Here is a 16,740-nt window from a genome sequence, read left to right as displayed (position 1 = left end):
GATTGGGCCATGTCTCTTTATAAACAGCTACTGACAGGCATCTGTTTATTTACGCTCGTCATTTTCTGCGGCAACTTTTTCGTTACCCTGGAAAGTTCACGGGATCAGTATCGCAATCAGCTCAGCGCCCACGCGCAGGATGCGGCGACGGCGCTGGGTCTGACCCTGACGACCCATATCGACGATCCGACCATGACCGAGCTGATGGTGAACTCCATCTTTGACAGCGGTTATTTCTATCGCATTCGCGTGGTGGACATTAAAACCAATAAACCGATTATCGAGCGCAGCGACGTGCCGCAGAGCACCCGCGTACCGCAGTGGTTTGTGCGGATAGTGAACCTCAGCCCTGGTGAGGGCGACGCCATTGTGATGCGGGGCTGGACCCAGGTCGCCCGGGTCGAAGTGGTCAGCCATCCGATGTTTGCCCTGGCCCGCCTGTGGGACAGCATCGTCGCCAGTTTCCTGTGGCTGATCGGCTGCAGCCTGCTGTTTGTGCTGGCGGCCACGCTGATGTTAAGCCGTGCCCTGCGTCCGCTTAACTATATTGCCGGACAGGCGATGGCCATCTGCCGCCGCGAGTTTCTCAACATTCAGGCACTGCCGAAAACGCCCGAGCTGCGCCGGGTGGTGGATGCCACCAACATGATGGTGACGCAGCTGAAGGTGTTATTCAGCGAACAGGCCCGGCGTACCGAAGCGCTGCGTCAGGAGGCGTATTACGACAGTCTCACCGGCCTGAGCAACCGCCGGGCGTTTGATATGCAACTGCAGTCTCGCCTGAGCGATGAAGAGAACGCTGCCGGCCATATTATGCTGCTGCGGGTGCAGGATCTGATGGGCCTGAACCAGCGTCTGGGCGGCGCGAAATCCGACCAGCTGCTGGTGGCGGTGGCGGATATTCTGAGCGGCCTGCAGCGCAACAATTTCCACAACGAAGGCTTTTTAGCCCGCGTGCGCGGCGGGGAGTTTGCTATTATCGCCCCGCAAATCCTGGGCCAGGAGCTCGATAATCTGCGTAATACCCTCGGTACGCAGCTGAAAGCGTTGTCTGAGATGGGCATGAGCGACGTGACCCCGGTGGCGCACTTCGCGGTGGTACCTTTTAAGGTTGGCGATACGCCGCAGGCGGTACTGGCTCAGGCGGACCAGGCGCTGGCGAGAGCCGAAACCGAGATGCGCATCTTTACTACCCCCGATACTGCATCGGCAACTGAAAGTGAAGACGATCATCACAGCTGGTACACCCGTCTGGACGCGGTACTGACCAACGGAGCCTTTGAACTCTTCTCCCAGCCGGTTTACGAGTGCAATAACCGGCATGTGGTGCTGCATCACAAGATCCTCGCCCGAATCAAAACTCAGGAGGGCGAGCTGGTGCCGGCGGGGCGCTTTATGCCGTGGATCCACCGCCTCGATCTCAGCCGTCGCATGGATATTGTGATGCTCCAGCAGACCCTGCGCGAGCTGGCAAAATCGCCGCGCCCGCTGGCGCTCAGCATTAGCGGCGCCAGCGTTACGGACGACCAGAGCCTCAATGCCCTGTTACAGCCGTTAAAAAGCGCGCCGCAACTGGCGAACTGGCTGACGTTGGAGCTGGATGAGAATGAGTTACCCGACGTGGAGCGGGTGAATGTGCTGGTCAGTCGTCTGAAGGCATTGGGTTGTCGTCTGGGCATCCAGCATTTTGGTGGCCGCTTCCACCTTATCGGCAATTTACCGCAATGGGGTCTGGCCTGGATTAAAGTTGATGGCAGTTATATTCGCGATATAGACAGTGAGGACGATAAAAAACTGTTTATTGAGGCAATTTACTGGGCTGCCCGCCAGATTAATCTTCCTTTAATTGCCGAGCGCGTGGAAACAGCGGGCGAACTGGCGACTCTCGAAAAAATGGGGCTATATGGCGCGATGGGGCGCTATTTCGCTGATGCCAGTACGCTGGGTGGAAATTAACCTCAAAGGCTAAACAGAGGCTGAATATGTATTACGTAGAACGCGATACGGAAAGACGAATTATTCGGGTGGAACTGACACCTTTTCCCGAAATGACGGAACAGCACGATCCCTGTACGCCTGAGATTGACGAGTGGCTGCGCCAGCGCGAGATCCGTGAAGCCACGCTGTATCAGCTGCGGCAAAGCGACCTGGAAATGGTGCGTGTGCTGGAGGATCTGATCGAGGTTCTGATGAGCAAGGGGGTAATTACCATTACCGATCTGCCGCCAGCCGCGCAGGCCAAACTCACCAGCCGTGCGCAGGCGCGCCGGTCGCTGAGTGGTCTGGAAGGGTTAATTGCGGATGACGATGAGGGGCTTATTTAGCCGTTATTATTACGTGACGGAATGAATCAGCACGAAATAGAGGGGTATTATCCAGGCTCCCTATTTTGATAGTGCCGATCTTTTTCGATTCATGTTTATTCATTGCATCTATTAATATAGTGCCCTGACCTGTACCTGAATCAATAAATCAGCGGCAGAAAGGCGTATTCTGGCCATAGTTGCACAGCGAATTAACAATACAGATTAATTACTCTTTTCGTATTCTGAGCCCGATCAATGGATGAACAGGGCGGGAAAAAGATTGAGGGAGATAATATATGAGTGGCGTATCCGGGATCGTTAAAGCCGTAATCGGACAAGTATTTGCCGTCAGCCCTGATGGCAGTAAGCGTTTGCTGACCGAAGGGGATCGCGTTCTCGAAGGAGAACAAGTCCAGACAGGCGCGACTGGCGCAATTACCTTATCTCTGGCGGACGGCAAACAGCTGGATCTGGGTCGTGACAGCCAGTGGGATAGCTCAGGGCACGTCGTCACGCCCGACGCGGCGGCCCAGCAGCAAGATATTGCTGCCATCCAGCAAGCGATTGCCGACGGGCAGGACCCGACGCAAACCCTTGAGGCAACAGCTGCAGGTCCACAATCCGGTAACACTGGCGGCGAGCCAGGCGGCAGCGGCGGTGGGTCACATACCCACGTTGTGCTCGATCTAACTGGCGAAATTGTTGACCCTACTGCGGGCTACCCCACCATCGGGCTGGACTTCCCCGAAGATGAACCCCCGGAAGAATTAACGCTGCTCGATACTGACGATTCTGATGCGGATGTGGATTCTGACGCTGATGCCGATGCGGACGCGGATGCTGACGCAGATTCTGATGCTGATGCTGATGCCGACGCCGACGCCGACGCCGATGCGGATGCCGATGCGGACTCGGATGCCGATGCGGACGCCGACGCCGACGCTGATTCTGATGCAGACGCCGATGCAGATGCAGATGCTGATGCTGATGCTGATGCAGATTCTGATGCCGATGCTGATGCTGATGCTGATGCTGATGCTGATGCTGATGCTGATGCAGATTCTGATGCCGATGCCGATGCCGATGCCGATGCTGACGCTGATGCGGATGCCGATGCGGATGCAGACGCTGACGCTGATGCGGATGCGGATGCCGACGCGGATGCAGATGCGGATGCAGATGCGGATGCGGATTCTGATGCCGATGCGGATGCCGATGCGGATGCCGATGCGGATGCTGACGCTGATGCGGATGCGGATGCGGATTCTGACGCCGATGCCGATGCAGACGCAGATGCTGATTCCGACGCCGATGCCGATGCCGATGCGGATGCCGACGCCGACGCCGACGCAGATGCTGACGCTGATGCCGATTCGGATTCTGATGCCGATGCGGACGCTGACGCGGACGCGGACGCGGATGCGGATGCGGATGCTGATTCTGATGCCGATGCTGACGCCGATGCGGATGCCGATGCGGATGCCGACGCAGATGCAGATTCTGACGCGGATGCGGATGCAGACGCCGATTCGGATTCTGATGCGGATGCAGATTCTGATGCGGACGCTGATGCAGATGCCGATGCCGATGCCGATGCCGATGCCGATGCCGATGCTGACGCCGATGCTGATGCAGACGCCGACGCGGATGCCGATGCCGATGCCGATGCGGATTCTGATGCAGACGCCGACGCAGATGCCGACGCCGACGCTGACGCTGACGCTGACGCGGATGCTGATGCAGACGCAGATGCCGATTCCGACGCCGATGCGGATTCTGATGCAGACGCCGATGCCGATTCTGACGCAGACGCAGACGCCGATGCCGATGCCGATGCTGATGCTGATGCTGATGCTGATGCAGACGCCGATGCCGATGCCGATGCTGATGCCGATGCCGATGCAGACGCCGATGCCGATGCAGACGCCGATGCCGATTCTGACGCAGACGCCGATGCCGATGCCGATGCGGATTCTGATGCTGACGCTGACGCTGACGCTGACGCTGATGCGGATGCCGATGCGGATTCTGATGCCGACGCCGACGCTGATGCGGACGCTGATGCGGATGCCGATTCGGATTCTGATGCAGACGCTGATGCTGATGCGGATGCCGATGCGGATTCTGACGCTGATGCCGACGCTGATGCGGACGCTGATGCGGATGCCGACGCTGATGCGGACGCCGACGCCGACGCCGACGCTGATGCGGATGCCGACGCTGATGCGGACGCCGACGCCGACGCCGACGCTGATGCAGATGCGGATGCAGATGCCGACGCCGACGCCGACGCGGATGCAGATGCAGATGCCGATGCAGATTCTGATGCAGACGCTGACGCCGATTCGGATTCTGATGCGGACGCTGATGCAGATGCAGATGCCGATTCGGATTCTGATGCTGATGCTGATGCTGATGCAGACGCTGACGCTGATGCAGACGCCGATGCCGACGCCGATGCGGATGCGGATGCGGATGCCGACGCCGACGCGGATTCTGATGCCGATGCTGACGCTGACGCTGATGCCGATGCTGATGCGGATGCCGACTCGGATGCAGACGCTGATGCCGATGCGGATGCAGATGCGGATGCAGATGCGGACGCCGATTCGGATTCTGATGCGGACGCCGATGCCGACGCCGACGCCGACGCCGACGCCGACGCCGATGCTGATGCGGATTCTGATGCAGACGCAGACGCAGACGCCGATGCAGATGCCGATGCAGATGCAGATGCCGATGCTGACGCGGATGCCGATGCAGATTCTGATGCGGATGCAGATTCTGACGCAGATGCAGATGCAGATGCCGATGCAGATGCCGATGCCGATGCGGATGCAGATGCCGATGCCGATGCGGATGCAGATGCCGATGCCGATGCTGATGCAGACGCCGACGCTGATGCAGATGCAGATGCAGACGCTGATGCGGATGCCGATTCCGACGCGGATGCGGACGCTGATGCAGATGCCGATGCAGACGCCGACGCTGACGCTGACGCTGATGCAGATGCAGATGCAGATGCAGATGCAGATTCTGACGCTGATGCGGATGCGGATGCGGACGCTGATTCTGATGCTGACGCTGACGCTGACGCTGATGCCGATGCCGATGCTGATGCAGATGCAGATGCAGATGCCGATGCGGATTCTGATGCCGATACCGATGCCGATGCGGACGCCGATGCGGATGCCGATGCAGACGCTGATGCCGATTCGGATTCTGATGCGGATGCCGATGCTGACGCGGATGCCGACGCTGATGCTGATGCGGATGCCGACTCGGATGCAGACGCCGATGCCGATGCAGACGCTGACGCTGATGCAGATGCAGATGCAGATGCAGATGCAGATGCAGACGCAGACGCTGACGCCGATTCTGATGCCGATGCCGATGCCGATGCCGATTCTGACGCCGATGCCGATGCCGATGCTGATGCAGACGCCGATGCTGATGCAGACGCCGATGCGGATTCTGACGCGGATGCAGATGCTGATTCTGATGCGGATGCCGACTCGGATGCCGATGCAGACGCTGACGCGGATGCAGATTCTGACGCTGATGCCGATGCCGATGCCGATGCCGATGCCGATGCCGATGCTGATGCGGATGCCGACGCTGATGCCGACGCTGATGCAGATGCAGACGCCGACGCTGATGCCGACGCTGATGCAGATGCAGACGCCGACGCTGATGCGGACGCCGATTCTGATGCCGATTCTGATGCCGACGCCGATGCTGACGCGGATGCCGACGCTGATTCTGATGCCGACGCCGACGCCGACGCCGACGCTGACGCTGATGCCGATGCCGACGCCGATGCAGATGCAGATGCGGACGCTGATGCAGATGCAGACGCCGATGCGGATTCTGATGCAGACGCAGACGCAGACGCAGACGCAGACGCCGATGCAGATGCCGATGCTGACGCGGATGCCGATGCAGATTCTGATGCGGATGCAGATTCTGACGCTGATGCAGATGCAGATGCCGATGCGGATGCCGATTCCGACGCTGATGCCGATGCAGACGCCGATGCAGATGCCGACGCCGACGCGGATGCCGATGCCGATTCGGATTCTGATGCAGATGCCGATGCAGATGCTGATGCTGATGCGGACGCCGATGCCGATGCGGATGCGGACGCCGATGCCGACGCGGATGCCGATGCAGACGCTGACGCGGATGCAGACTCTGACGCCGATGCCGACGCCGACGCTGACGCTGATGCCGACGCGGACGCGGATGCAGATTCTGACGCCGATGCGGATTCTGACGCCGATGCAGACGCTGATGCCGATGCGGATTCTGACGCCGATGCAGACGCTGATGCCGATGCGGATTCTGACGCTGATTCTGATGCAGACGCCGATGCGGACGCCGACGCGGATTCCGATTCTGATGCAGATGCCGATGCCGATGCCGATGCAGACGCTGACGCTGACGCTGATGCCGATGCCGATGCTGATGCTGATGCCGACGCTGATGCCGATTCTGACGCCGACGCCGACGCAGACGCTGACGCCGACTCAGACGTCAAACTCACCGTTACCGTCACCCCTGGCGATAAAACCTCCGAGACGACGGATGACAAGATCATCCACGTTAACGGCGGTAGCGGCGATCCTAACGGTTACGACATCCAGAACGGCGTGATTGTGGCGATCGGCAGTAACGTGCATGTCTGGCTGACCCCGGATAGCCCGGATGGCAAGATCCCTGGCGACTTCGTGCCGAAGGCCGACAGCCCGGATCAGATCCACTACTACAACAGCCAGGGTAACGCTAACGCCAACAATGGCGACAAAACCCATACCGATATCTTTGTGGTCGGGGATCACACGGGGGGGTATTACCAGCAGGGCGACTGGCCGGAGGATCGCTATGACTTCAGGCCGATCAACGGTATCACCGGCAACCAGGGCTTACCGCAAAGCGAGGCGGGTAAGGACTATATCTTTGTTCAGGGTAATGAGGCTGACTACACCGTCACCGGTGTCGAACATCCGCAGAACGGCAAGAACAATGACATAGACAACCTGCATGTCACCGATAACGAGACCGGGAAATCGCCGTTCCAGAATGCCAACGGCATCGAAGGGGTGGTGTTTGGTGACGGGCCGTCCTCGGAGCTTGGCGGCAATACCACCGTCAGCTACACGGTAACGCTAAACCTGGACGTCAATCTCGAAACGTCGGACAGCAGCGACCACCTGAACAGCATCACGCTGACCGGTATCCCGGAAAACGCGACCTTTACCGGCAACTATGCGGACGTCAGTTACAACGCTGAGGATAAGACCTACACCCTGACCTTTGATAACGACACCTCGCACTTCAATGGTCAGGTAAGCGTTGAGCTGCCGGATGGCAAAAGCGATTTTGGGGAGATCGGCCTGGAAGTGGACTCTACAGCCTCTGAGCATCATGAAACCGATTTTACCGTCGACGGCAAAGAGGGCGGAACCTTCGTCAGTGAATCCCACGGCGGGGAAGAGCACGCCGATGATAACGTCGACGATCACCCGCTGATGGCCGCTCACAGCGTTGAGGAGCATCATTCGGATAGCGACGAAGACAATCACAAGCCGGTGAACAGCAGCCTGACGGCGGATGACCATGACGCTGACCACAGTCTGACGACCGCGGATCATGCCGCATCGTTAATCGATGACGACAATCTGATGCTCAGCACCGCAGCGGCGGATAATGCCAGCGCGCCGACGGCATCGGCCGATCACGCGGGTGATGCGCAAAGTGAGGCCCTCACGCTCCAGAGTACGGATCAGCAGGAGCAGCTGAACTTCAGCGATCTCATTCATGATGAGGCGCATAACGATCTCAGCACGCTGATTCAGGCAGGGCCGCAGAGCGATACGGCGGATGCACCGGCGGAGGTGGAGCATGTTCCTGCTGAAGGCGGCGAGATCGCCGGAACGGACGGTTATGACGCCGGTAACGACGCGATGCTCGAGAGCCTGATCGCCAAACCGGAAGATCACGCCTGACGGCTCGCCGCGCAGGGGCAGTCTGGCTCTGCGCGGCACACATTATTCAGATCAGACGAAGGACCCTGTCTGACCACAAAATCGCAGGATGCATTTTTCCCTCGGTCTAATGGGACTTTCTCTGGTGGATATTGACCAAAAATCAAGGGATATGAAGGAAAATCAACAAGATGAAACAGTATAGTCAGTTCGTTATGGGGGCAGCCCTGGTGCTCAGCGCCACTCACAGCCAGGCCACTACCCTGGAGCAGGCCGTAAAAGACAGCCTGCTATGGCATCCGGAAGTTAACGCCTCGGTAAACAGCCGTTATTCCGCCGATCAGGATCTCCGCGCTGCCAAAGGCGGCTATCTCCCGACGCTGGATCTCACCGCGGGCACCGGTTGGGAGCAAACCGATAACGCCAGCACCCGCGCGGCAGGCGATCACCTGCGCGATCTGCACCGCAGCGAATCCGCCATCAACCTGCGCCAGAACGTGTTCAACGGTTTTGCCACCACCAGCGAAGTGGGCCGCCAGAAAGCCACGGTCAACTCCCGGGCCTGGACGGTGCTGAATACCAGTGAATCTACCGCGCTGCAGGCGATTCAGACCTATCTCGACGTGCTGATGCGCCAGAAGATGGTGGCGCTGGCCGAAGATAACCTCAAAAACCACGAGCGCGTGTTCGATCAGATCCGCCTGCGTACCGAGCAGGGCGTCGGCCGTCAGGCAGACTTCGAGCAGGCCCAGGCGCGTCTGGCACAGGCGCGCAACAATCTGCTGACCGAGCAAACCAACCTCGAAGACTCCCGCGCCAACTACCAGAGCATCACCGGCAAAGAGCCAGATACCCTGGTGATGCCGGCTAAAATTACGGTGCCCGCTTCGCTCGACGCCGCGCGTGCCGTAATGCTGGAAAACAATCCGCTGCTGAAACAGGCCGATGCCGACGTGGAAGCCACCCGCCAGCAGTACGAAGCGGCCAAATCGCGTTTTTATCCGGATGTGAATGTCGAAGTCGGGCGTACCATGGATAACAACATCGATGGTACCCGCGGCCACAGCCAGGAGTGGCAGGCGATGCTGCGCATGCGCTACAACCTCTATAACGGCGGCAGCGATCAGGCGACGCTCACCTCTTATGCCTACAAAATGAAAGAGGCGCAGGATGTTAAAAACAACGCCCAGCGTCAGCTGAACGAAGATCTGCGTCTGGCCTGGAACGCCCTGAAAAATGCCGGGCAACAGGTGCCGATCGCCAAAGAGTATGCCGATCGCAGCGTGCAGGTGCGTAGCGCCTATCAGGAGCAGTTCAGCCTTGGCGACCGCACCCTGCTCGATATGCTGGACAGCGAAAACGAAGTGTTCAGCGCCCAGCGCCGCTACGTCGAGCTGCAGTTCGTCGACATGTTTACCACCTACCGCATCAGCGCCCGTACCGGTGAACTGCTTAAGAACCTGAATATTCAGCCGCCGTCCGCTGCCGAGCCGCTCGAACAAGCGAAATCTTCCCAGGCAGAACTGCCTGAATTAAAGTAAGACGCCCTGAAAGGCTGACGGGGTTGTTGCTGGCACAATAAACAGCAGTAACCCTCTCTTTTTTATCTGCGACCGCGGTCTGCAGAACACTGAGGCAGAGAATGACGCCTGATATTGACTCCTCCGATCGTATCGAGATGCCCCCGCAGGCGCAGGGCAGACAGGATCCGCGGCAAAGCCATGACGATCCGCTGCTGGACGCGCTGATGATCGTCTGTAAATTGCATAACGTCGTGACCAGCCGCAACGTCCTGACCGCGGGGCTGCCGCTGGACGCCCACACCCTGACGACAGAGACCTTTCCCCGCGCCGCCGGACGGGCCGGGCTCAAGGCGCGGGTGATGCAGCGTGGGCTGGAAAACATTACCGCGCTCTCTCTGCCTGCCATTCTGCTGCTGAAAAACAACCAGGCCGCGGTGCTCATTGGCTGGGATGACCAGCAGCGCGCGCGCCTGCTGCCCAGTGAAACGGAGGGCGGTGAAATCACCGTCTCGCCCGAAAAGCTGGCGGAGAATTACAGCGGCCGGGCGATTTTTATCTCCCCGCAGCATGAGTTTGATGCCCAGCCGACGGCCACGCTGCCGCGCACAAAATCCTGGTTCCAGGACACGCTCAGGCTGTCGAAATTCCTCTATATGGATGCGGTGGTCGCCAGTTTCCTGGTCAACCTCGTGGCGCTCAGCGCCCCGCTGTTTGTGATGAACGTCTATGACCGGGTCGTGCCTAATCAAGCCACCGCCACCCTGTGGGTGCTGGCTATTGGCGTCAGCATCGCCTTTGTGTTCGACTTTGTGCTGAAGATCCTGCGGGGTATTTGTCTCGATCTGGCGGGCAAGAAAACCGACCTGGTGGTCTCCTCGGCGCTGTTCGAGCGGCTGCTGGGGATGAAGATGAAGCTCCGCCCACAGCGGGTGGGAAGCTTTGCGCAGAACTTCCAGGAGTTCCAGTCGATTCGTGATTTTCTGTCGTCGCTGACGCTGACCGCTTTTATCGACTTTCCATTTACCCTGCTGATCCTGCTGGTGATTGGCATCATCGGCGGCCCGCTGGTGTTTATCCCGCTGCTCGCTTATCCGCTGGCGCTGCTGGTGAACTGGCTGATCCAGCGCCCGCTGATGTCCCGCGTGAAAAAAACGTATCAGCTCTCTAACGAACGCCAGGCGATGCTGGTGGAGACGCTTACTGGTCTTGATGCCATCAAGATCAATAACGCCCAGAGCGAGCGCCAGTATCAGTGGGAGCACCTTACCGGCCAGTTGAGCAAGCTGGAGCTGCGGGTGAAGTCGCTCTCTTATGTGGCGGTGAACTTTACCGCCTGGCTGCAACAGTTCAGCGGCGTGGCCCTGATCGTGGCCGGAGTCTACATCATTATTGGCGGCAACCTGAGCATGGGCGGGCTGATCGCCTGCTATCTGCTGCACCGTCGCGCCATGCTGCCCATCGGCCAGCTGTGCAGCCTGATCACCCGCTACCAGCGCGCGCGGATGACCAAAGCCACCATCGACCGGATGATGGATCTTGAGCAGGAAGTGCAGGACGACGAAGTGCCGCTGAAGCGGGAAACACTCTCCGGCGCTATCGAGCTGCGCGATGTGACCTTTATCTACCCGGGCAATCAGTATGCTTCGCTCATCAATGTTTCCCTGACGATCCAGCCCGGGGAAAAGGTGGGCATCATCGGGCGCAGCGGGTCGGGTAAAAGCTCTCTGGCGAAGCTGCTGGTCGGTTTTTACCAGCCGAACAGCGGCAATGTGCTGATCGACGGCATCGATGCCCGCCAGATTGATGTTCACGATCTGCGCCACAACATTGGCTACGCGCCGCAGGATATCCACCTGTTTAGCGGCACCCTGCGCGAGAATCTGGTGTACGGCGCCAGCTATGTTGACGACGAGACCATGCTGCGCGTGGCCACCCTGACCGGGGTACACGAGTTCGCCCGTCGTCACCCGTCCGGCTACAACATGCAGGTGGGCGAGCGGGGGATGAGTCTTTCCGGCGGCCAGCGGCAGGCTGTCGCTCTGGCGCGTGCGCTGCTGCTCGACCCGCCGGTGCTGCTGATGGACGAACCTACCAGCTCAATGGATAACACCAGCGAAGATCTGATCAAAAAGGCGCTCGCCCCGGCGATCGCCAACAAAACGCTGCTGATGGTAACCCACCGTGCGTCGCTGCTGACGCTGGTGGATCGTCTGATTATCGTCGACAACGGCAAAATCATTGCCGACGGTCCGAAAGAGAGCGTGATGAGTGCGCTGAAGAAAGGACAAATTCATGCGAATCGTTGAGACGCTTAGCCGCCTGATGAGCTGGCTGTCAGGAGATAAACAGCCCGCACCCTTTACCACTAACGAGGTCAACAAAGCCCTGCTGGACGATGCCCCGCGAGTGGTGCGCGTCACGCTGTGGGCCATCTTCGCCTTCTTTATCGCCATGATCCTCTGGGCATCGCTGGCCAGTATCGACGAGGTGACGCGCGGGGAAGGGCGGGCTATACCGTCGTCCCGCCTGCAAAAAGTGCAGAACCTCGAAGGGGGGATCGTCGCTGAGGTCTTTGTCCATGAAGGCGAGGTGGTGAAAGCCGGCGCGCCGCTGCTGCGTCTGGATGATACCCAGTTTCGTTCCAACGCCGGGGAGAGCGAGGCCGACAGGCTGGCGCTGCAGGCGCGCATCCAGCGTCTGACCGCACAGCTGAACGATGCCACAACCCTGACCCTGGCACCGGAGATCGTGAAGCAGGCCCCGGATATCGCCAGCGGCGAGATGGAGCTTTTCGCCAGCGTGAATAAACGCATTCAGAGCGAACTGGCCGGGCTCAACGAACAGCTCATTCAGAAGAAGCAGGAGTTGCTCGACTTCCAGGGCAAGGCCAGCCAGTACCGTCGCAGCCTGGCGCTGCAGCAGCAGGAAGTCGCCATGTCTGAACCGCTGGTGGCCAAAGGAGCGATCTCTAAAGTTGAAGTGCTCCGCCTGCGTCGTGGCGTGGTGGAAACCCAGGGGCAGCTCGACTCCGTGACCCTCGCTATTCCCCGGGCAGAAGCGGCCATCAAGGAGATTGAGAGTAAAGTCGGCGAAACGCGCGGGCGCTATCGCAGCGAAGCGTTGGGGCAGCTCAACGAGGCGCGAACCGATCTCAGCAAAATCGAGGCCTCGGGCAAGGCGATTTCCGACCGGGTGAACCGTACCCTGGTGACCTCACCGGTGCGGGGCGTGGTACAGCAGCTAATGGTGAACACCATCGGCGGCGTGATCCAGCCGGGTAACGACCTGGTGGAGATCGTTCCGCTGGATGACAAACTGCTGGTGGAAGCGAAAATCCGTCCACAGGACATCGCGTTTTTACGTCCGGGACAGGAGGCAACGGTGAAGTTCACCGCCTACGACTACACGATCTATGGCGGCCTGAAGGGAACGCTGGAGCAGATCAGCCCTGATACGGTCACCGACAAAGACGGGAAGAGTTTTTACGTGATTCGACTGCGTACCGACAAAAACCACCTCGGCACGGATGAAAAGCCGCTGTTAATTATTCCGGGTATGGTGGCGTCGGTGGATATCATTACCGGTAAGAAAACGGTGATGGCGTATCTGCTGAAACCGATTCTGCGGGCGAGGGCGGAGGCGTTCCACGAGCGCTAAGAAAGTATGAAGACCACCCCGGGAAGAGGTGGTCTTCAGGCATTACCACATCAAATCATCAGGCACGACGAAATCAGCGTACGGATCGTCTTCGTCTTTCGCTTCCTGTGTCAGCTCGCCGCTAAATACGATATAGCTCGCATCACGCTGCATAATTTTATCGGCAACAACCGCAGGGATGATGGCGTATTCGCTTTCGCGGCCCGCTTCAGCCACCAGGCGCGCAATCGCCAGACGACCATTGATCAGCTGTTTTTGTGTGGTTTTATCCACCAGCACTTTTTTAATCAGATTGCCGTCGGTGAAGTTGAAGCCGATATCGCCTTTCGCTATCACGATCCGGTTCATCTCAATTAACTGCTTGATCTGCGCCTTGTACTCTTTGGCGAGGGCTGCCTGCTTTTGCTGCTCGCTCAGGGCCTTATCGCGCTCCATCTGCGCCTGTTTATTCACTTCCACCGCTTCTCGTGCTTCACGCGCCTGAACGCGGGATTTTTTGGCGGTGCGCTGTACCTTCGCCATCTTTTTGCTGCTGACTAAGCCAGCTTTCAGCATCTGTTCCTGGAGTGTGAGTTTGGTCATGTTCGTTTCTGAAATCTGTCAAATGATGGGCAGATTATACCTTTAATTCCCCAGCAGGGATAACCTGAGCAAAACCGGCATCAAGTAGCCCGAGGGTAACATCCAGAATGGCTTTTGCGCTGAGCTGATGCTGTTTCAGTTCGAAACTGATCGCTGCATCTTTTAAGACAGTGATTTTTAATCCGAGGTCTGCGCCCGATCTGACGGTAGAGTTAACGCAAAATCCGGCTACGGCACCGATAACCACCAGCTCTGAAATACCCGCATCCTGAAGATAATCAAACAAACCCGTAGAGCTGAACGCAGACGATGTGTGTTTAATAAAGACCGGTTCGTCGGCTAATTCTTCAAAGGACTTAAGGGGTAAGCTGGAAGGAGAACGGTGATGGAGCGGCGAGCCCTCCTCGGGCGTTTGATGGCGAACGTGTATGACCGGGGCGCCTGATTGTCTGAATTTCTCAATGATAGCGGTCATGTTTTCAATGCTGTTTGGCGGAAAGTAATCCACACCCTGTTGAATTCTTTCCGCAACAAAATTCTGCATATCGATGATGAGTAGTGCTTTGGACATATAACTCTCCTTAGGTCTGGCCTCGGGTAGGATTAACCGCGCTTTACGCACGGTAGCCAAACCCTGAAGGGAATGACTCTATCCGCAATGACCTTCGGCGTACCCCTACTAAATTTGGTTAAGTTCTCAATAAATCATCAACTAATCCAGCGCATGACCGATAACCGTTGCAGTGAAACCTGAACCGGTACATCGGAATGTTAAGCCTGAATACGAATTTAACTGCGTTAACCATCCAGGGGAAATCCTCACAAAATACCTCTGCCCTCGCGCAGGCCATCCGCAATCTCTCTTCCGGCATGCGTATCAACAGCGCCAGGGATAATGCGGCGGGCCAGGCCGTGGCTAACCGCATGACCAGCGAGCAGAATGCGTTGCAGCAGACGCAACGTAATGCAGGTGATGGTTTATCACTGGTGCAGACTGCCGAAGGCGCGATGAGTGAAATCAATAACCGGCTGCAGCGCATTCGGGAACTCACCGTAAAAGGGCTCAGTGAAACTAACAACCTGGCGGATGCGGATGCTATTCAGGCTGAAATTAACTTAAACCTGAAAGAGATCGATCGGCTGAATACGTCCGTCGACTTTAACGGTATTAACCTGCTGGACGGTAGTGCTGGCTCGGTCGGTTTTCAGGTCGGCACCCGGGATAATGAAAAAATCTTTCTCGATCTATCGAAAAACTTCAGCGTGGAAAATATCGGGCTGAAGGATTTCGTTATTCGCGGTATCAGCGGCAAGGTTTCAGACATCAGCCAGGTAACAGGAAGCGCCAGTAATATCGACCTGAACAGCAGTAATGTCAGCGTAACCTGGTCTCCGACAGGCTCATACAACGCGCCGCAACTGGTGCGAAACGCCAATAATGGCCGGTATTATATTCAGGATACAGGCGCTGACGGTAAGCCTGCTTATTATCAGGCCACCACCGCCGCAAGCTGGAATACCGCCAGCGGAACGGGTAGCGTGAGTATCAGCGCAACGAATGGCACGCCTCTCTACAGCAGCGTCAGCCAGCTAGACAGCCGATCCATTCCTTCGGTGAGCTATCTCGACACCAATGGTGGCGGACTAAGTAACAGCCCGGCACCGTCATTACGGGAATCAAACGGCCAGTATTATATTGAGCAGGATGATTTCTATTATCCTGCCACCCTGACCTATGGTTCATCCGGTGCCGTCACCGCGCAAATGACCAGCACCACGGCAAAATGGGAGACGGATTTCGGCACGCTTCCGGCTGTCGTAACCAGCACACCCAATATTGATCCCACGACGGCAACGCTGAATTTTAACGATGCCAGTAATAATGCGGTCTCCGCCGCTGATGCCAGGCTGCTGAAATCAGGCAGCCAGTACATTATGGAAGTGGACGATGGCAACGGTAATTTTAGCTATTACACTGCCTCGGTGACGACAACGACCGACGGCACGACCAGTTCGCTTGTGGTGACGGCGAATAATGCTACCAGCCTGAGTAATTTCTCAGATGTGACTCATGTTAACGGGACGTCAGCCGTCACGATGGATCCTGCGAAGGTCAACGTGCGCTATACCGATGCCGGGGGCAATATTTCCAACGATGTGCTGCGCCTGGACGCGGACGGTAATTACTATATGGATGTGGTGAACGGCACCGAGTCAAAAAAAGCCACTCTGGTTTTGACTGATGAGACGCCTGCCCGCTTCCTGCTTAAGACCCTGAACGGTCTGGGAGATCTGCAGATCTACTATCAGGCATCCTTTAGTGCCTCTACGGATGCAGCGACCAACTACACGACCCTGAATATCTCTGAAGTGGGTGACGAAATTCGCCTGAAAAACCCTGAGAACCCTCTGGCGGCGCTCGACAATGCCATTAAGCAGGTCGATGAACGGCGCAGCACCCTGGGGGCAGTGGCGAACCGTCTGGAATCCACACAAAATCTTCAGGCGACGATGTCAGTCGCGGTCAATGCATCCCGCTCACGAATTGAGGATGCTGACTACGCCTTTGAGATGTCAAATCTGGTGCGTGCGCAGATATTCCAGGAGTCCCTGGGATCGATGCTGTCGAAAGCCAATCAGATGCCGCAGGTGGTGCTGTCGTTGCTGAATGGTGCGATAAAGTAG

Annotated in this window: 10 protein-coding genes; 8 read left to right on the top strand and 2 right to left on the bottom strand. The window is 57.7% G+C overall.

The window, feature by feature from the left end:
• The first annotated feature begins 9 nt into the window (after positions 1-9).
• The 7 genes from lapD (at position 10) to NB069_RS15715 (ending at position 13,473) form a co-directional block, all read left to right on the top strand.
• The gene (gene lapD, locus NB069_RS15745) at positions 10-1,956 is read left to right on the top strand and encodes a cyclic di-GMP receptor LapD (protein ID WP_250585053.1); all 1,947 of its coding nucleotides are present in this window, start codon (positions 10-12) and stop codon (positions 1,954-1,956) included.
• 26 nt (positions 1,957-1,982) lie between these two features.
• Positions 1,983-2,324, top strand: a complete 342-nt coding sequence (locus NB069_RS15740; RefSeq protein ID WP_250585051.1) for a tryptophan synthase subunit beta — start codon at positions 1,983-1,985, stop codon at positions 2,322-2,324.
• Between the two features lie 777 nt (positions 2,325-3,101).
• Complete coding sequence (locus NB069_RS15735) at positions 3,102-6,962, top strand: hypothetical protein (protein WP_250585049.1); 3,861 nt, start codon at positions 3,102-3,104, stop codon at positions 6,960-6,962.
• 2 nt (positions 6,963-6,964) lie between these two features.
• Complete coding sequence (locus NB069_RS15730; protein WP_250585047.1) at positions 6,965-8,314, top strand: hypothetical protein; 1,350 nt, start codon at positions 6,965-6,967, stop codon at positions 8,312-8,314.
• A 170-nt stretch (positions 8,315-8,484) separates the two neighbouring features.
• Positions 8,485-9,834 (top strand): TolC family outer membrane protein, encoded by a 1,350-nt coding sequence (locus tag NB069_RS15725; RefSeq protein ID WP_250585045.1) that lies wholly within the window; start codon positions 8,485-8,487, stop codon positions 9,832-9,834.
• Between the two features lie 137 nt (positions 9,835-9,971).
• Positions 9,972-12,122, top strand: coding sequence for a type I secretion system permease/ATPase (locus NB069_RS15720; protein ID WP_250589526.1), 2,151 nt, complete (start codon positions 9,972-9,974; stop codon positions 12,120-12,122).
• Positions 12,109-13,473 (top strand): HlyD family type I secretion periplasmic adaptor subunit, encoded by a 1,365-nt coding sequence (locus tag NB069_RS15715; protein ID WP_138369819.1) that lies wholly within the window; start codon positions 12,109-12,111, stop codon positions 13,471-13,473. The genes NB069_RS15720 and NB069_RS15715 overlap by 14 nt, the downstream gene beginning before the upstream one ends.
• Positions 13,474-13,515: 42 nt before the next feature.
• Here NB069_RS15715 and NB069_RS15710 read toward each other — a convergent pair whose 3' ends face one another.
• Entirely contained in the window at positions 13,516-14,055 is a 540-nt protein-coding gene (locus tag NB069_RS15710; protein ID WP_250585042.1) for a DUF2058 domain-containing protein, read from the bottom strand.
• A gap of 34 nt (positions 14,056-14,089) precedes the next feature.
• The gene (locus NB069_RS15705) at positions 14,090-14,626 is read right to left on the bottom strand and encodes an isochorismatase family protein (RefSeq protein ID WP_250585041.1); all 537 of its coding nucleotides are present in this window, start codon (positions 14,624-14,626) and stop codon (positions 14,090-14,092) included.
• Positions 14,627-14,823: 197 nt separating this feature from the next.
• On the opposite strand from NB069_RS15705, the gene NB069_RS15700 reads away from it, so the two are divergent.
• A complete protein-coding gene (locus NB069_RS15700; RefSeq protein ID WP_250585039.1) occupies positions 14,824-16,740 on the top strand; it encodes a flagellin in 1,917 nt (638 codons plus the stop codon).

It is taken from the genome of Leclercia adecarboxylata (assembly GCF_023639785.1).
Classification (GTDB): Bacteria; Pseudomonadota; Gammaproteobacteria; order Enterobacterales; family Enterobacteriaceae; genus Enterobacter; species Enterobacter adecarboxylatus_D.
This window is presented reverse-complemented; position numbering and strand designations above follow the sequence as displayed.